The organism is Streptomyces sp. ICC1, from assembly GCF_003287935.1.
In the GTDB taxonomy this organism is placed as follows: domain Bacteria; phylum Actinomycetota; class Actinomycetes; order Streptomycetales; family Streptomycetaceae; genus Streptomyces; species Streptomyces tritrimontium.
Genome location: NZ_CP030287.1, coordinates 7,414,703 through 7,430,631, shown reverse-complemented (window position 1 = coordinate 7,430,631; position 15,929 = coordinate 7,414,703). Strand labels below are relative to the sequence as shown.

The window sequence follows — 15,929 nt, the reverse complement described above, 5'->3', positions numbered from 1 at the left end:
TCGATGGCCGCGGCCAGCTTGCCGGTGTTGGCCAGGCCGTACTCTCCAGTGTCAGTCGTCGCCAGCGGCAGGTGTGTATAAGGGACGGGTGCGGCGCCGTACCGGGGCCGGGGCGGGGCGCTCAGCCCCGCTGTTCGGCGGCCGGCGGCTCGGAGAGGGCGTCCAGGGCCCGGCGCAGCTGGGTGCTGGAGGTGTGCACGGTGTACGGGAAGTAGACGACGTCGACCCCGTGGGCGGCGAAGTCCTTTTCCAGCCGGTCGCCCTTGGGGGTGCCGCGCCAGTCGTCACCCTTGAAAATCACATCGAACCGGACTTGTCTCCATGTTTCGACTTTGTCCGGGACAGTCTCGACAAAAGCGGCGTCGACATATCTCACACTGCGGACGATCTCCAGGCGTTCGACCAGGGGTATCACCGGGCGGCGCCCCTTGGCCATTTCGGCCATTTCATCTGACACGACCCCGGCCACCAGGTAGTCGCACTGACTCCTCGCGTGCCTCAGGATGTTGAGATGTCCGATATGAAACAGATCGTACGCCCCCGGGGCGTAGCCGATTCTGTACGGTCTGCGCGCGGGCGCAGTAAGTTCGGACATGTCCCGCTCCGTCATCTGTTATCCCCCTGAGCCACACCCCCCGGTGTGGCGGATTAGCAGACAATAGCGTGCACGTTCCTCAGCACGTTGATGAACGAATAGGGTGACGTGCGCATCATCCTGGGGAAGAAGGGGACGTCCAGTGTCGAAAACCGGTCAGCGACGGCTACTGCTGGTTTCCACGAATTACGCCCCCGAGCACACGGGCATTGGTCCGTACGCCACGCAGATCGCGGAGCACTGGGCGGATCTCGGTCACGAGACGCATGTCCTCGCCGGCATGCCGCACTACCCCTCCTGGTCGCTCGAGCCGGAGTACAAGGGGGCGCTACGGCGCACGGAACGGCGCGCGGGGGTCACTGTGCACCGGCGCGCGCACACCGTGCCGCCGCGCCAGACCGCCGTCCGGCGGGCCCTTTTTGAAGGATCGATTCTGCTGCACGGTGCCGTGGCCCCGCCCCGGATGCGCAAGCCGGACGCGGTGCTCGCCCAGATGCCCAGCCTGGCCGGCGGCCTGCTGGCCGCCCGCCTCGCGGCGCGCTGGAAGGTCCCGTACGTCCCCGTCGTCCAGGACCTGATGGGCGCCGCCGCCGCGCAGAGCGGCATCAGCGGCGGCGACAAGGCCGCCGCGGTGGCCGGGCGCGCGGAGGCCTTCGCGCTCAAGCGGGCCACCCTCGTCGGCGTCATCCACGAGACCTTCGTGGACCGGGTCGTCGGCATGGGCGTGGATCCCAAGAAGATCCGGCTCGTGCCCAACTGGTCCCACGTGGCCCTGCCCACCAAGCCGCGCGGCCGCACCCGCAGCCACCTCGGCTGGGCGCCCGGGCAGACCGTCGTGCTGCACTCCGGGAACATGGGGCTCAAGCAGGGCCTGGAAGTCCTCGTCGGCGCCGCCCGGCTGGACCCGAGCGTCCGTTTCGTCCTAATGGGCGACGGAAGCCAGCGCTCCGCCCTCGCCGACCTCGCGGCCGACGTCCCCAATCTCGACATCATCCCCCCTGCCGCCGACGGGGAGTTCCCGGATATCCTCGCCGCGGCGGACGTGCTCGCGGTCACGCAGCACGCCGCCGTGATGGACATGAGCGTGCCGTCCAAGCTGACCTCGTACTTCCAGGCCGGCCGTCCCGTGGTCGCCTCCGTCGCGGCCCTGGGCGGCACCGCCCAGGAAGTGGAACGTTCGGGCGCGGGCGTGCTCGTACCGCCGGAGAACCCGGAAGCCCTGCTCAGGGCCGTACGGGCACTGGCCGAGGATCCGGCGGGAGCGGACGCGCTGGGCGCGGCCGGTCCGCGCCATGTGGCGGCACACCTGAGCCGTGAGGCGGGCCTGGCCCGCATCGACGCACTGATCGACGAAGCACTTGGGGGTCCCCGGCCGTGATCGAGACCAACCGACCGGCGGCGGCTCCGGCCGAGGACGAGCCGGACCTGCTCCGGGACCAGTTCCGCCAGCTCCTGCGCTACCGCCGGCTCATCGGCGCGGGCGTGGGCATCGGCCTGCTCGGCGGGGTCTACCTCGGCGTCACCACGGCGGACACCTACGTGGCCACCGCGGACATCGTGCTGCGCGCCCCCACCGACGACCCGTTCAACCCGAGCCTCGCCCCCGACAAGGCGATCAACATCGGCTCGGAGCGCCAGGTCGCGCTCTCCAGCTCCATAGCCAACGAGGCCGCGAAGAAGCTCGGCGTCTCGGCCTCCGGCTTCCGCTCCCTGCGCAGCGGTCTGCAGGTGACCAACCCGCCGCAGACGATGGTGCTGCGCTTCACCTACACCGCGGCCTCCCCCGCCGAGGCCGCCAAGCGCGCCAACGCGATGACCGAGGCGTACCTGCTCAAGCGGCAGGAGGCCCTCGACGTCACCCGCGACAAGATGGTCAAGGGGTACCAGGACCAGCGCGATCCGGTCGCCAAGCAGCTCGACGAGCTCGTCAAGCAGATCAACGGCATGCCGGCCGGTCCGGCGCGCGACGCGGCGTACTCCTCCAAGACCGACCAGCAGAGCAAGGTCAACACCCTCAACAGCAACATCGCCAAGCTCCAGGCCCTGGACATGACCCCCGGCCGGGTCACCAGCGCCGCCGTCCCGCCGCACGGGGCCGACGGCCCCGGCATCGCCATGTCGCTCGCGCTCGGCGCGGCCGTGGGCCTGGCGCTCGGCCTGCTCGCCGCCTGGGTGCGGCTCGTCTTCGACCCGGCACCGCGCTCCGAGGGCGACGTCGCCCGGGCCCTGCGCGCGCCCGTGCTGGGCTCCCTGCCGCGGGGCAAGGCCGACGGCGGGCCGCTGCTCGCGGCGGGCGAGGAGGACCCCCGGCTGGCGGAGGAGTTCCGCTCGGTGGCCTTCCGGCTCGCCTACGACTCCCGCTTCGCCGACCGGCGCCGGCTCCTCGTGGTCGCCCCGCGCGGCAGCAGCGAGATCGCCGCCGCCGTGGCGGTGAACCTGGCGGCCTCCTTCGCGGAGACCGGCAAGGACGTCCTGCTCATCGAGGCCGACCTGCGCACCCCGGTGCTGGCCGGCCAGCTGCCGACCGAGTCGGCCGGCCGGCCGCGCTGGAGCCACTCCCAGGGCGCCCCCGGACCGCAGCACGCGGACATCGAGTGGCCCGACGGGCGCCAGCTCGTCGTGGACGCCGGGGAGTCGGGCTCCTTCGACCTGATCCCCGGCGAGCGGGTGCGCAACGTGCCCCGCGCGCTGACCTCCTCGCGCGCCTCCCGGCTGATCTCCGAGGCCGACTCCCCCAACTCCACCGTCGTGGTGCTCGCACCTCCCGTGCTCTCCTACGCCGACGCGCTCGCGCTCGTGGACCGCGTCGACGGCGTCCTGGTGGTCTGCAACCCCGGCGCGGTGCGCCGTACGGACCTCTCGCGCATCCGCGAGCTGATCAGCGGCGCCGGCGGCACGGTGCTCGGCGCGGTGCTGCACGCCCCGCTGCCGGGCGACAAGCGCAGCCGCAGCTTCCGCAGGGGCGGCGCGCCCGCCCCCGAGGCCCCGGAGCCCGCGCCGGCGCCCCGCCGGCGTGAACCGCAGCCGATCCCCTACGAGGTGGCGGCCGCCGACGCCGCGCAGCACATCCCGGGCGACGGCACCGACACGGTCGCCCTGCGTACGGTCCGCACGGGCCGGCGGTGAGCCGGCGCGGCCTCGCGGCGGTCGCCTCGGTTCTGGACCAGGCCGCGTCCAGCGCCACGAACGTCCTGGTGCTGGTGCTGGCCGCCCGGCTCTCCTCGGCGGCCGGCTTCGCCGACTTCTCGATGGTCTACGTGGCCTTCAGCGTGCTCCTCGGCCTGAACATGGCGTACGTCGGCCAGACCGTGGTGCTGGAGAAGGACGAGGAGCGGCTCGCGACGGCCTGCCGCTCGGGCCTGGCCTTCACCGGGGCCGCCTCGGCGGCGGCGGGCGCCGTTCTGGCCCTCGTGGGGCTGGCGCTGCCCGGGGACGGCGGCCGGGCCTTCCTCGCGCTCGGCCTCGTCCTGCCCCTGGTGCTGCTCCAGGACGGACTGCGCTACTGCTTCTCCGCCCTGCGCACGCCCGAGCGGGCCCTGGCCGCGGACGCGCTGCGCCTGGTGTGCGTCGTCTGCGCGCTGGCGGCCCAGCCCGAAGGGGCCTCCGCGGGCCGGCTGGTGCTGGTGTGGGGCGTCTCGGCGCTGCCCGCGCTCGCGCTGGGCCTGTGGCTGCTGTGGCCCCGGGTGCGCGGGGCGGGGGCCGCGGAGCTGGTCCGGGAAGTGCGGCCGTATCTGCGGCGCGGGCACCTCGGGCAGCGGTTCGTGGTCGAGTTCGCGGTGGGCAACGGCTCCAGCCAGCTCGCCGTCCTGGGCCTCGGCGTCTTCGCGACCCCGCTGGCCGTGGGCGCCCTGCGGGGCGCCACCACCCTCTTCGGGCCGCTGAACGTGCTGCTGAACTCCGCGAACTCCTTCGGCCCGCCCGTCGTCGGCCGGGCGCGCGGCAAGCGGGGCGTGGTGCGGCTGACCGCTCTGATGGGCGGCGCGCTGGCGCTGACCGGCGCCGCGTGGGGGGCCGTGCTGTACGCGCTGCCCGACCGGCTGGGCCGTGAGCTCCTCGGCGACACCTGGACGGGCGCGGCCGCGCTGCTGCCCGCCACGGGCGCCCAGTACGCCGTCATGGGGCTGGGGACGTGCGCGCTGCTGACCCTGCGGGTGCTGAACCCGAAGGCCACGCTCTCGCTCCAGGTCGTCTTCTCGCTGCTGTCGGTCGCCCTGCTGCTGGGCGGGTACGCCGCGTGGGGCGTGGCCGGGGCGGCGTGGGGGCTGGCGCTCGGCTCCGCGGCGAAGGCGGCCGCCGGCTGGCTCAGGGTGGCCCGGCTGCCGGTGCCCGCGGCCGGGGACCCGGCCGGGGCGGACCGGGTCCGCGCGGCCTGAGCGGCGCGGGTCAGGCCGGGCCGTCCCCGAAGCCCCTCTCGATCAGGTCGAACAGGGCCCGCATGGCCTGCTGCTGATCGTCCTGGCCGCGGATCAGGCTCGAGGTGTCCAGCGCGAAGCGGGCCAGCGCGGCGGAGCGCAGGTCGCCCTCGGGCGCCCCGGCCTCCTCGGCGATGGCGGCTCCGAGCGCGAACTCGTGGCGCCGCCACATCCGGTCCCCGTACTCCTGGAGCTCCGGCGTTCCCCGGACCAGGGCGATGTGCGCGATGACCGCCGGATCGTCGCTCCGGCGCGTCGCCCGCGTGGCCACGAGGTGCTCGCGCAGGGAGTGCAGGACGGACTGCCCGGGCGTGCGGTCCCGTACCGCCGCCACCAGTGCGGCCTCGACGTTCTCGTCCTCGTCGAAGACCAGCGCTTCCTTGCTCGGGAAGTGCTTGAACAGCGTGGTCACGGAGACGTCGGCCGCCTCCGCCACGTCGCGGACGCCGACCTTGTCGTACCCGTGCTCCTGGAACAGGCGCAGCGCGGCGTCGGCCAGGGACTTGCGGGTCTGGGCCTTCTTGCGCTCGCGGCGCCCCACCGTCTCGGTCATGGCCCCACTCTAACGGCGCGGTGTATCCGATGCCGAAGTTGAACCGCTGCACCGTTGACCGGTCGACCGCCTCAACGCCGCACCCGTGCCGCCGCACCCGGGCCGCCGGACCGGGCGGGTCAGCGCAGCGTCGTGCCCTTGTCCTGCCGGTACGTGGCCACGAGCGCGAGGCAGATCCCGGCGATGGCGATGCGCCCCGAGGCCTGCAGCAGCGGGCCGCGCAGCAGGATGAAGGAGTACCCGGCGACCAGCGGGACCACCGTGGAGATCAGGCTGCCGGGCGGCGAGCTGCGCCTGGCGCGCTTGGCGTAGCGGCGGTCGACGCGGGCGGAGGCGTACCCCAGGCCCAGGAGTCCGGCGCCCATGCCCAGCGGGCCGAAGTCGATCCACAGCTCCGCCCAGATCGGGGAGGAGAGGTTGGTGTTGACCGTGCCCATCCACTGGCCGACCATCACGCCGGTGTCGCGCGGCTTGCCCGGCCACACCGAGCGGGGCACCGCGAAGAAGACGGATCCCGCGAGCTGGCGCCCGTAGGAATGGCCCGGGCCGGAGTTCGAGAAGGTGATGGTGTTCGCGAACATGCCGATCTGGTCGTAGTCCTTGAGCGCCATCGGCTCCAGGAACGAGGTCGTCTCGACCGGCTTGTAGTTCTTCTCGTCGTAACGGAAGCGGTCGGCGAAGGGGAAGACGAGGAGGGCGATCACCACGGCCATGGAGAGCGCCACCCGGTACATCGCCGCGCTCACCGGGAAGACGGTGAACAGCAGCGAGAACATGACGGTGAGGAACCAGTAGCGCGGGTTCGAGATCGGGTTGTTGACGATCAGGTTGAGGACCGCGAGCGCCGACCAGGTGACGAGGATCGAGACCTTGCGGCGGGCGAACTTCGAGGTGATCAGCCAGCGCGTGTACAGCAGCAGGGCGAGCAGCGCCGGGACGGTGCCGAACCCCCGCAGCAGGGCCTGGCCGGCCTGGCCGTCCTGGGAGACGCCCGCCTCCTCGATGCCCGCGATGATCTCCTGGCGGCTGGAGAAGAAGACCGCCGGACCGCCGAGCTTCATGATCAGGGCCGCGCTGCCGAGGAAGGCCATCACGGTCAGCAGCTGGAGCCGCCGCCGGTGCGCCATGACCGGGCGCGGCTCCTTGCGCGAGCCGCCGGCCCGGCCCGTCGGCCGGTGCCGGGCGAGCAGTACGCCGACGTCGAACAGGGCGCAGCCGAGCAGCACCAGGCCGATGGCGGTGGTGAGGTCCGAGCGCGGGCCGACGACGGGGGTGGGGACCCGGCCCAGGACGGCCTGGGCGAGCGGGGCCACGCCCATGGCCATGTAGACGAAGAGCCAGAAGGAGCCCTGGAGCAGCTTGCGGCGGCTGGTGAGGACCATCGCGGAGAGCCGGGCGCCCGCGTACATGGTGAGCACCAGTTGGAGCCAGAAGGCCGCGTCACGCTGGCCGTCGCCGTCCTGGACGGCGACGAAGAGCGGCAGGAAGACGGTGAATCCGAGGGCGAGCGGGACGGAGAGGGCCCGGGAGAGCAGGGTGCGCGGGGTGGTGACCCGGCCCCAGTTGCGCTCCTCGTCGGGGTGGGGCGGGGCCGGCCTGACCGCGCTCTCGCGTATGTCGGTTGCCACGCTCGCCCCCACCCCAGTGCCTGATCCGGGCGCAGTCTAGTCTGAGCGCTCGGCGCCCGGGGAGGCGCCTGCGGCCCTGACGACGGGCGGACGATGAGGGGTAGCTGTGCGTGATCTTCCTGCCTTCACGCTGGCCGGATACGACAAGGGCCGAGGGCTGCTGACGCAGGCGCTCTGGTTCGCCGTGATGAACACGCTGTTCATGAGCTGGCTGTGCCCGGCCCGGCTCCGGGTCGCGCTGCTGCGCGCCTTCGGGGCCGAGATCGGCGAGGGCGTGCTGATCCGCCACCGGGTGCGCGTGCTGTGGCCCTGGAAACTCACCGTGGGCGACCACGCGTGGATCGGCGAGGGCGCCTGGCTGCTGAACCTGGAGCCGGTCACGATCGGCGCGCACGCCTGCGTCTCGCAGGAAGCCCTGCTGTGCACCGGCTCGCACGACCACCGTGCCGCCGACTTCCGCTACCGCAACGCGCCGATCACCGTCGAGGACGGCGCGTGGGTGGCGGTACGGGCCACCGTGCTGGCGGGCGTGACGGTCGGCCGGTGCGCGGTGGCGGGCGCGGGCTCGGTGGTCCACAAGGACCTTCCCGCCCTGACCCTGCAGACCCAGGACGGGCGCCGCCGCCCGGTGGAGGAGCCGAAGTGAGAGTCCTGCACGCCGTCACCCTGCACTCCCCCACCCACGCCTTCGGCGGCCCGGTCCGGGTCGCGCTGAACCTGGCGAAGGGGCTGCGCGAGCGCGGCCACGAAGCGGGCCTGCTGGCCCTGGGCGAGGGCTTCCCGGACCCCTGGCCGACCTCGGTGGAAGGCGTCCCGGCGAAGCTCTTCCCGGCCCGCCGGCTGCTGCCGCTCGGCTTCAGCGGGATGACCTCGCCCGCCCTGCTGGCCTCGCCGGGCCGCCTGGTCCGGGACGCGGACGTGGTCCACGTCCACCTGGCGCGGGACCTGGTGACCCTGCCGGTGGCCCTGGCCGCGCTGCGCGCCCGCACACCGCTCGTCCTGCAGACCCACGGGATGGTCGACCCGAGCGAGAAGCTCCTGGCCAAGGTGCTGGACGCGGTGGCGGTACGCCGGCTGCTGCGCGGCGCGGACGCCGTGCTGTACCTGACCCCGCACGAGCGGGAAGGCCTCGATGCCGTGGTCGGGGCGCCGCTCGCGAACGCCGTCCGACTGGTCAACGGCACCCCGGCCCAGGAGGCGCGCCCCGCCCTGTCCGGACCCCCGCGGATCCTCTACTCGGCCCGTCTGCAGTCCCGCAAGCGCCCGGTGGACTTCGTCGACGCGGCTCCGGCCCTGCTGGCGGTGCACCCGGACGCGGAGTTCGTGGTGGCCGGCCCGGACGAGGGCGAACTGGCGGCGGTCCGCGCGCGCGTGGCGTCCCTCGGCCTCTCCTCCCGCTTCACGGTCCCGGGGGCCCTGTCGAGCGCGGAGGTTTTGACGGAGCTGCGCCGCGCCCACGTCTACGTACTGCCCTCGGTGGACGAGCCGTTCCCGATGTCGGTCCTGGAGGCCCTGTCGGTCGGCGTCCCCTCGGTGGTGACCCACTCCAACGGCCTGGCCCGCGACATCGCCGCGGCGGGCGCGGGCGCGGCGGTCGACCCGGGCCCGGCGGGCGTCGCGGCGGCGGTCCTGTCCCTGCTGGACTCGGCGACCAACACCACGGCCTCCCTCGCGGCCCGCGAACTGGCGGCGAAGTCCTTCTCGATGGAAGCGGTCCTGAACACCCTGCTCCCGGTCTACGAGGGCGCGGCACAGCGCTGACCCTGCGGGGCGCGTCCCCGGGTCACAGGCCCCGGCGGGTTTCGTCGACCACCGGGAGGGCGCCGATGCGTCGGCGCTTGAGGACGCTCGCGTAGACCGCGAGGCCGATGGCGCCGGCCACCATCATGATCACGCCGACCAGGTCGAGGTTCACGCTCTGCATCTTCCAGTCGGACGCGAAGGTGAGGATGGCCCCCACCACGATCAGGCCTATGCAACCGCTGATGCCCCTCATCGAATTCGCCTCCGCAGTCGTGGTCGGGGAGAACCCCGCCGTGTGCACCCTCGACTGCCCCCGTTCCGGGAACGAAAACGCCCCCGCCGACCGGGAGTTCGGGTGGGGCGGTGCTCGGGCTCGCCTCACGCCGGCGGCCGGCCGGAGGGAAGAGCCAGTTCGGCGCAGACGAGCTCGCCGTCGTAGTCGAAGAGGCCCACCAGGCTGGCCTGAAGGTGGCCGCGCACGCGCACGGCACCGATGCCATCACCGACGCGGTGGCCTCCGGTGTCGACCCCATCCAGCACTGCCCCTGGACGACCGCGGACGCCCTCCACCTCCGCCCCGCCCGGGCTGAACTTCGCCGCGTTGTCCAGCAGGTTCCCCAGCAGCCGGCTCAACCGCGCCGGCACCCCCGCCACCACCGCCAGCGCCTCCTCCCGCGCCGGCGTCCGCACCCGGAACTCCACCCCCGGCCAGTGCGCCCGCGCGGCCCCCACGCAGTACTCCACCAGGGGAGCCAACCGCACCTGTTCCACCAGCAGCTGCGGCTCCTCGTCCCGCGCCAGCTCGATCAGGTCGTTGACCAGCCCCGTCACCTCGCGCAGCTGCCGACCGAGCGCCAGTGAGGCCCGCTCGCGCTGCTCCACCGTCAGCCGCTCCCCCCGCGCCAGCAGCTCCGCGTTCGTCCGCAGCGCCGTCAGCGGCGTCCGCAGCTCGTGCGAGGCGTCCGCGACCAGCCTGCGCTGCGCGGTCACGGACTGCTCCAGCTCGCCGAGCATGGTGTTGAAGCTGCCCGCCAGCCGGGTGACCTCGTCTTCCGCGCCCCGCCCGGGCCCCGGCGGCGGCAGCTCGATGCGGTGCCGCGGATCCCGCGTGGCCGCGATCCGCTCGGCCATGGCGGTGAGCCGGGTGACCGGTGCCAGGCCCGTCCGCGCGACCCAGTAGCCGAGCAGCGCGGCCAGCAGCACCCCGGCGGTGGCGGTGAGGGCGAGCCAGCGGGCGGCCCGGTCGATGCCGGTCTCCACCGAGTCGGAGCGCACGGCGACCTGGAGGGCCCGGTCCTTGAGGAAGTCGGTGGTGAGCATCCGGGCGGGATGCCCCTCGACGACGATGTCGGTGTAGAAGGGGGCCCGCGCCTCCACGGCGACCTGCCGGGTGGCCGGTGCCACCGGCATCCGGTAGGCGGCCTCCCCTCCCGCCGGGTCCTTCGACGGGTCGGCCGGGACGATCTGGACGCAGGCGGGCGCGGCCAGGTACCGGCAGTCCCACGAGGCGGTCCCCGGCGGCGAGTCCCCGTACTGCTTCGCGGCGAGCCGGGCGGCCTGCGTCAGGCTCAGGTCGAGCTGCCGGAAGAGCGCGGCCCGCCCCTGCAGGAAGGCCGCGGTGCACACGCCGAGCGCGACGAAGGCCACGGCCGCGGTGACGGACAGCGCGAGCCGGGTCCGCAGCGGCCGGCGGCGGCGCCACGGCGCACCGCGCCGGCGCCGGCCCCCGCCGCCCCCGCCGGCCGCAGCGCCCGCAGCGCCCGCGCCGCTCACGCGGTCTCCAGCCGGTACCCGACCCCGTGCACGGTGTGCACCAGCCTGGGCTCGCCCCCGGCCTCCAGCTTCCGCCGTAGGTAGCCGACATAGACGGCCAGCGAGTTGGAGTCCGGCCCGAAGTCCCGCCCCCACACCAGTTCCAGGACGAGCTCGCGCGGCAGCACCTGCCCGGGGTGGCGCAGGAGCAGTTCGAGCAGGGCCGCCTCGGTGCGGCTGAACTCCAGCGGCCGTCCGCCGCGCCGCCCGGTGCGGGTCACCGGGTCGAGCACCAGGTCCCCGTAGGAGAGCTCGGGCGCGGCCCCGGCCGGTTCGGGGGCGGCCCGCCGCAGGAGCGCCCGCACCCTGGCCACGAGCTCGTCGAGCGCGAACGGTTTGACCAGGTAGTCGTCGGCCCCGGCCTCCAGTCCGTCGACCCGGTCGCTGACCGCGTCGAGGGCGGTGAGCACGAGGACCGGCGTACGGTCGCCCACCGCGCGCAGCTGCCGGCAGACACCGAGCCCGTCCAGCACCGGCATCATCACGTCGAGGACCACCGCGTCCGGCTGCCAGAGCGCCACCTCGGACAGGGCGGCCAGTCCGTCGGCCGCGCCCCGTACGTCGTACCCCTCGACGGCGAGGCCGTCCTCGACGGCGGCCCGCACCTCGGGCTCGTCGTCCACCACCAGAATCCGCTGCATGCCGCAAAGCCTGCCAAACCGGCGGCCGCAACCTCTTAGAACCTTCTTAGGACGCACCGGGAGTGTGCGTCCATGACCACTTCACCCTCGCGCGCACCGTCACACCGGCCGCTCTCCGTCGTGATCGGCGCGGGCGGAACCGGCGGCCACATCTACCCCGGACTGGCTCTGGCCGAGGCGCTGCGCGCCGCGGTACCCGGCGCCGTGGTCTCGTTCATCGGGACCGAACGCGGGCTGGAGACGGAGCTGATCCCGGCCGCCGGCTACCGGCTGCACACCGTCGACATGATCCCCTTCGACCCGGCGCTGGGCGCGGCCCGCTACCTGCTCCCGGCGGCGCTGCTGCGCTCGGCGGGGCAGGCGCGGGCCGTGATCCGGGCCCAGGGCGCGCACGTGGCCGTCGGCATGGGCGGCTATCCGAGCGCGCCCGCCGTGCTCGGGGCCCGGATGGCCGGGCTGCCCGCGGTGATCCACGAGTCCAACGCGGTGCCGGGCCGGGCCAACCGGTTCGCGGCCCGGCTCACCCCGCACATGGCGGTGGCCTTCGACCGCAGCCGGGCACACCTGGCGGGCGGGGCGCGGGCGCTGACCACCGGGATGCCGATCTCGGCGGCGCTGGCGCGGCTCGCGGTCCTGCCCGCCCGCGAACGGGCGGCGCTGCGCGCGCGGGCCCGCGGCGAGCTCGGGGTGCCGGACGGCCGGCGCCTGGTGGTGTTCAACGGCGGCAGCCTGGGCGCCGTCCGGCTCACGGAGGCCGCGGCCGGACTGGCGGCTGCCTGGCAGGCACGGGACGACGTACAGCTGCTGATCAAGACGGGCCCGGCCGTGCTGGCGGACACGGCGGCGCGGCTGTCGGCTTCGGGCGGGCAGCGGATCGCCCGGGCCGTGCCCTACCTGGACCGGATGGACCTGGTCTACGCGGCCGCCGACCTGGTGGTGTGCCGGGCCGGCTCCGCGACGGTGGCCGAGCTCGCCGCGACCGGCGTTCCGGCCGTGCTGGTCCCGTACCCGCACGCCCCGGGCGACCACCAGACCCACAACGCCCGGGTGCTGTCCGACGCGGGCGCCGGGCTGCTGCTGCCGGACGGGGACGCGACCGCCGACCGCCTCGCGCGGCTGCTCGCCCCGCTGCTGGCCGATCCGGCGGGGCTCGCCGCGATGGCCGGCGCGGCCGACCCCGGACCGCACGCGCGGGCCGCCGAACTGCTGGCGGCGCAGGTGCTGCGCGTCGCCGGCTTCCCCTCACTCTCCCCCTCTCCCCTGGAGCTCGTATGACCATGCCCACGACCCCCACGACCCCGATCATGCCCGCGCCCGCGCCCGCGGACTGGACGGGCCGCACGGTGCTCGTCACGGGCGCCGAGGGGTTCATCGGCTCCACCCTCGTGGACCTGCTGGTGGAGCGGGGCGCGAAGGTGCGCGCCTTCGTGCACTACAAGCCGTACGCGGAGAAGGGCCACCTGGCCCGTTACCTGGCCGGCGCCGAAGCTGACGCCTCCGCCCCCGCCTCCGTCGAGATGTGGGCGGGCGACATCCGCGACGCGGGCCGCGTGAGCGACGCCGTGGCCGGCTGCGACACGGTCTTCCACCTGGCGGCCCTGATCGGGATCCCGTACAGCTACGCCTCGCCCGGCGCGTACGTCCAGACCAACGTCACCGGCACCGAGAACATGGCGGAGGCCTGCCGCCGGCACGGCGTGCGCCGCCTCGTGCACACCTCCACCAGCGAGGTCTACGGGACGGCCCTGACGGCCCCGATCTCCGAGAGCCACCCGCTCCAGCCGCAGTCCCCGTACTCGGCGTCGAAGATCGGCGCGGACATGATGGCGCTGTCGTTCCACCACGCGTTCGAGCTGCCGGTGACGGTGGTCCGGCCGTTCAACACCTACGGTCCCCGCCAGTCGGCGCGCGCGGTCATCCCCACGATCCTCGCCCAGCTCCACTCGGGCGCCCGGGAGGTCCGCCTCGGCTCCCTGACCCCGACCCGGGACTTCACGTACGTGACGGACACGGCGGCGGGCTTCCTCGCGGTCGCGGAGTGCGACCGGGCACTGGGCGAGGTGGTCAACCTCGGCGCCGGCGAGGAGATCTCCATCGGCGACCTGGCGCGGGCCCTGATCACCGCGTCGGGCCGGGACGCGGAGGTCGTCGTGGACCCGGCCCGGCTGCGGCCCTCGGGCAGCGAGGTCCAGCGCCTGCTGTCGGACAACGCGCGGGCCCGCGAGTGGGCGGGCTGGAAGCCCCAGGTCTCCCTCCACGAGGGCCTGACCCGCACCTCGGACTGGATCGCGTCCCACCTCCACCTCTTCGCCCCGGACCGCTACCAGGTGTAGGCGGAGCCCAGGGACCGCGGAGCCCAGGACCGCGGGGCCTAAGGACTGCGCAGGCTGCGGACGTCCAGGTGGCGGAGCACCCGGTCGACGATCTCGGGATCGGCGCCGGGCTCGCTCCGGGCGGCCAGGACCTCGTGGCGGGCGGCGGACATCATCTCCAGCTGGATCCGCTGCACGTCGCGCAGCCGCTCCACCCGCTTCGCGTACGCCTCGCGCCGCTCCTCGTCGACCATGTCGGGGCTGATCCTGGCCCCCACGTCGTACGCCCGCCGGTAGAGGATCTCCACCAGGTCCTCGGGGAGGTCCTCCGCCTCCTCGATCTCCTTCAGCCTGCGCTTGGCGGCCTTGGCGGCGCGGATCGCGAGGGTACGGGCGATCTCCGCCTCCGCGTCGGTGTCCGCCTCCACGCCCAGCCTGCGGACCAGCCAGGGCAGGGTCAGCCCCTGGACCACCAGGGTCACCATGATCACGGCGAAGGCGATGAAGATGATCTGGTCGCGGCCCGGGAAGTCGGTCCCGGCGTCCGTCTTGAGCGGGATGGCCAGGGCGAGCGCCACCGAGGCCACGCCGCGCATCCCGGCCCACCACATCACCACGGACTCCCGCCAGCTCAGCGGGATCTCCTCGTCGTAGTCGCGCAGCGAGTGGAGCCGTTTCGCGAGCCAGCCGGCGGGCAGCAGCCACGCCAGCCGTACGCCGATCACCACGGCGACCACGGCCGCGGCCCAGCCGGCCATCTCCCACTCCCGGCCGCGGGCGACGCCGAACACGTTGTGCAGCTCCAGCCCGATCAGCCCGAACGCCACACCCGTGACCAGCATGTCGACGACCTCCCAGAAGGTGTGCCCGGCCAGCCGGCCCAGCACGTCGTCGGCGTCGGTCGCGTACTCGGCGAGGAACAGCGCCGTGGTCAGCACGGCCAGCACGCCCGAGCCCCGGAGCTCCTCGGCCACCACGTAGGCCACGAACGGCACGAGCAGCGTCAGCCCGATCTGGAGCGTGGCGTCGCCGAGCCGCCCCATGAGCCGGTTGGCGGCCCAGCCCAGCGCGAGCCCGACGGCCACGGCGACGACGGCGGAGAGCACGAACTCCCCGAGCGCCGCGGGCCAGGAGAAGCTGCCGCTCACGGCGGCGGCGATGGCCACGTGGTAGAGCACGATGGCGGTGACGTCGTTGAAGAGCCCCTCGCCCTCCAGGATCGACACCATCCGCCGGGGCAGCCCGAGCGAGCCGGCCACGGCGGTGGCGGCGACGGGGTCGGGCGGTGCGACGAGCGCGCCGAGCGCGACGGCGGCGGCGATCGGCAGCCCGGGCACGACGGCGTTCGCCACGGCGGCGACGGCGGCCGTGGTCACGAACACGAGCGCGACGGCCAGCAGCAGGATGGGCCGCACGTTGGCGGCGAACTGGCGCCAGGAGGTCCGCTGCACGGAGGCGTAGAGCAGCGGGGGCAGCACGAGCGGCAGGATGTACTCGGGCGGGATCTCGACATTGGGCACCGCGGGCACCAGCGCGAGCACCACCCCGCCGATGGTCATCAGCACCGGCGAGGGCAGCCCGAGCCGGTCCCCGAGCGGCACGGTCACCACGGCCCCGAGCAACAGCACGAACAGCAGAGCTAGCTGATCCACTCGCCCAGCCTGCCAGCCCGCCGTGTCCGGCGGCGCGGACCGGGACCCCGCACCCGCGTGTCGGGCTCCGCCGGGCCTCCCGGGGAACCCGGCCGGGGTCGCGGCACGGATGGCAACGGGTTGCGACGGGTTGCCGCGGGGGTTACGGCAGGGCGCGCCGCATGGACCGGTGCGGGATGTCCGCGTCCTGGAACTCCGGCCCGTAGGCCTCGTACCCGAGCCGCTCGTAGAAGCCCAGCGCGTGCGTCTGCGCGCCCAGGTCGACGAAGGACAGCCCCAGCCGCCCCGCCTCCGCCTCGATCGCCCGTACCAGCAGGGCCCCGACGCCCAGTCCGCGCGCGGACCGGGAGACGGCGAGCCGGCCCAGCGAGCCCACGTCGGCGGAGCCCGTCTTGCCCAGGGCCTCGGGCCCGTGGAGCAGCCGGCCGGTCCCGAGCGCGACCCCGTCCGGCCCCTCGGCCAGTACGTGGACCGCGATCGCGTCGTACGCGTCGTACTCGATCGACTCCGGCACGGACTGCTCGATCACGAAGACCTCGGTCCGCACCGCGAAGCAGGCCTTCATGTCGGCCTCGGTCTCG

15 protein-coding genes are annotated in these 15,929 nt (G+C 74.1%); 7 read left to right on the top strand and 8 right to left on the bottom strand.

What is annotated here, in order from left to right:
* Positions 1-121: 121 nt before the first annotated feature.
* Positions 122-610, bottom strand: a complete 489-nt coding sequence (locus tag DRB96_RS34695; RefSeq protein ID WP_239516470.1) for an adenylyltransferase/cytidyltransferase family protein — start codon at positions 608-610, stop codon at positions 122-124.
* Between the two features lie 157 nt (positions 611-767).
* Here DRB96_RS34695 and DRB96_RS34690 point away from each other — a divergent pair, with 157 nt between their 5' ends.
* Genes DRB96_RS34690 through DRB96_RS34680 form a run of 3 tightly spaced genes read left to right on the top strand, consistent with a single transcriptional unit; the run spans position 768 to position 4,968 of the window.
* Entirely contained in the window at positions 768-1,973 is a 1,206-nt protein-coding gene (locus DRB96_RS34690) for a glycosyltransferase family 4 protein (RefSeq protein ID WP_112454091.1), read from the top strand.
* A complete protein-coding gene (locus DRB96_RS34685) occupies positions 1,970-3,721 on the top strand; it encodes a lipopolysaccharide biosynthesis protein (RefSeq protein WP_112452000.1) in 1,752 nt (583 codons plus the stop codon). Before DRB96_RS34690 ends, DRB96_RS34685 begins: the two co-directional genes overlap by 4 nt.
* Positions 3,718-4,968, top strand: a complete 1,251-nt coding sequence (locus tag DRB96_RS34680) for a hypothetical protein (RefSeq protein ID WP_112451999.1) — start codon at positions 3,718-3,720, stop codon at positions 4,966-4,968. Before DRB96_RS34685 ends, DRB96_RS34680 begins: the two co-directional genes overlap by 4 nt.
* A 10-nt stretch (positions 4,969-4,978) precedes the next feature.
* Here DRB96_RS34680 and DRB96_RS34675 read toward each other — a convergent pair whose 3' ends face one another.
* Together DRB96_RS34675 and DRB96_RS34670 are read right to left on the bottom strand one after the other, a co-directional pair.
* Positions 4,979-5,560, bottom strand: coding sequence for a TetR/AcrR family transcriptional regulator (locus tag DRB96_RS34675; protein ID WP_112451998.1), 582 nt, complete (start codon positions 5,558-5,560; stop codon positions 4,979-4,981).
* A 119-nt stretch (positions 5,561-5,679) separates the two neighbouring features.
* A complete protein-coding gene (locus DRB96_RS34670) occupies positions 5,680-7,176 on the bottom strand; it encodes a hypothetical protein (RefSeq protein WP_204358101.1) in 1,497 nt (498 codons plus the stop codon).
* Between the two features lie 118 nt (positions 7,177-7,294).
* Between DRB96_RS34670 and DRB96_RS34665 the strand changes: the two genes are divergently transcribed.
* Together DRB96_RS34665 and DRB96_RS34660 are read left to right on the top strand one after the other, a co-directional pair.
* Complete coding sequence (locus DRB96_RS34665; RefSeq protein ID WP_112451997.1) at positions 7,295-7,834, top strand: WcaF family extracellular polysaccharide biosynthesis acetyltransferase; 540 nt, start codon at positions 7,295-7,297, stop codon at positions 7,832-7,834.
* Positions 7,831-8,949 (top strand): glycosyltransferase, encoded by a 1,119-nt coding sequence (locus DRB96_RS34660; protein ID WP_112451996.1) that lies wholly within the window; start codon positions 7,831-7,833, stop codon positions 8,947-8,949. The genes DRB96_RS34665 and DRB96_RS34660 overlap by 4 nt, the downstream gene beginning before the upstream one ends.
* Positions 8,950-8,971: 22 nt before the next feature.
* Here the strand turns inward: DRB96_RS34660 and DRB96_RS34655 are convergent, their stop codons facing one another.
* The 3 genes from DRB96_RS34655 to DRB96_RS34645 all read right to left on the bottom strand — a co-directional run bounded on the left by DRB96_RS34655 (position 8,972) and on the right by DRB96_RS34645 (position 11,384).
* The gene (locus tag DRB96_RS34655; RefSeq protein WP_112451995.1) at positions 8,972-9,184 is read right to left on the bottom strand and encodes a hypothetical protein; all 213 of its coding nucleotides are present in this window, start codon (positions 9,182-9,184) and stop codon (positions 8,972-8,974) included.
* A 125-nt stretch (positions 9,185-9,309) separates the two neighbouring features.
* Positions 9,310-10,704 carry a HAMP domain-containing sensor histidine kinase gene (locus DRB96_RS34650; protein WP_239517795.1) on the bottom strand — a complete coding sequence of 465 codons (1,395 nt, stop codon included), beginning with the start codon at positions 10,702-10,704 and terminating at the stop codon, positions 9,310-9,312.
* Complete coding sequence (locus DRB96_RS34645) at positions 10,701-11,384, bottom strand: response regulator transcription factor (RefSeq protein WP_204357888.1); 684 nt, start codon at positions 11,382-11,384, stop codon at positions 10,701-10,703. The genes DRB96_RS34650 and DRB96_RS34645 overlap by 4 nt, the downstream gene beginning before the upstream one ends.
* A 72-nt stretch (positions 11,385-11,456) precedes the next feature.
* Between DRB96_RS34645 and DRB96_RS34640 the strand changes: the two genes are divergently transcribed.
* Together DRB96_RS34640 and DRB96_RS34635 are read left to right on the top strand one after the other, a co-directional pair.
* A complete protein-coding gene (locus DRB96_RS34640) occupies positions 11,457-12,659 on the top strand; it encodes a UDP-N-acetylglucosamine--N-acetylmuramyl-(pentapeptide) pyrophosphoryl-undecaprenol N-acetylglucosamine transferase (protein ID WP_112451994.1) in 1,203 nt (400 codons plus the stop codon).
* A 2-nt stretch (positions 12,660-12,661) separates the two neighbouring features.
* The gene (locus tag DRB96_RS34635; RefSeq protein WP_275432091.1) at positions 12,662-13,717 is read left to right on the top strand and encodes a GDP-mannose 4,6-dehydratase; all 1,056 of its coding nucleotides are present in this window, start codon (positions 12,662-12,664) and stop codon (positions 13,715-13,717) included.
* 38 nt (positions 13,718-13,755) lie between these two features.
* Here DRB96_RS34635 and DRB96_RS34630 read toward each other — a convergent pair whose 3' ends face one another.
* Together DRB96_RS34630 and DRB96_RS34625 are read right to left on the bottom strand one after the other, a co-directional pair.
* Positions 13,756-15,348, bottom strand: a complete 1,593-nt coding sequence (locus DRB96_RS34630; RefSeq protein ID WP_112451993.1) for a Na+/H+ antiporter — start codon at positions 15,346-15,348, stop codon at positions 13,756-13,758.
* A 142-nt stretch (positions 15,349-15,490) separates the two neighbouring features.
* Positions 15,491-15,913, bottom strand: a complete 423-nt coding sequence (locus DRB96_RS34625) for a GNAT family N-acetyltransferase (RefSeq protein ID WP_112454081.1) — start codon at positions 15,911-15,913, stop codon at positions 15,491-15,493.
* Between the last annotated feature and the right edge of the window lie 16 nt (positions 15,914-15,929).

What these genes read in the sequence shown, in the direction of transcription:
- DRB96_RS34645 (WP_204357888.1), bottom strand. Translation starts at nt 11,384, where the DNA reads ATGCAGCGGATTCTGGTGGTGGACGACGAGCCCGAGGTGCGGGCCGCC.
- DRB96_RS34625 (WP_112454081.1), bottom strand. Translation starts at nt 15,913, where the DNA reads ATGAAGGCCTGCTTCGCGGTGCGGACCGAGGTCTTCGTGATCGAGCAG.
- DRB96_RS34695 (WP_239516470.1), bottom strand. Translation starts at nt 610, where the DNA reads ATGACGGAGCGGGACATGTCCGAACTTACTGCGCCCGCGCGCAGACCG.
- DRB96_RS34675 (WP_112451998.1), bottom strand. Translation starts at nt 5,560, where the DNA reads ATGACCGAGACGGTGGGGCGCCGCGAGCGCAAGAAGGCCCAGACCCGC.
- DRB96_RS34655 (WP_112451995.1), bottom strand. Translation starts at nt 9,184, where the DNA reads ATGAGGGGCATCAGCGGTTGCATAGGCCTGATCGTGGTGGGGGCCATC.
- DRB96_RS34635 (WP_275432091.1), top strand. Translation starts at nt 12,662, where the DNA reads ATGCCCACGACCCCCACGACCCCGATCATGCCCGCGCCCGCGCCCGCG.
- DRB96_RS34640 (WP_112451994.1), top strand. Translation starts at nt 11,457, where the DNA reads ATGACCACTTCACCCTCGCGCGCACCGTCACACCGGCCGCTCTCCGTC.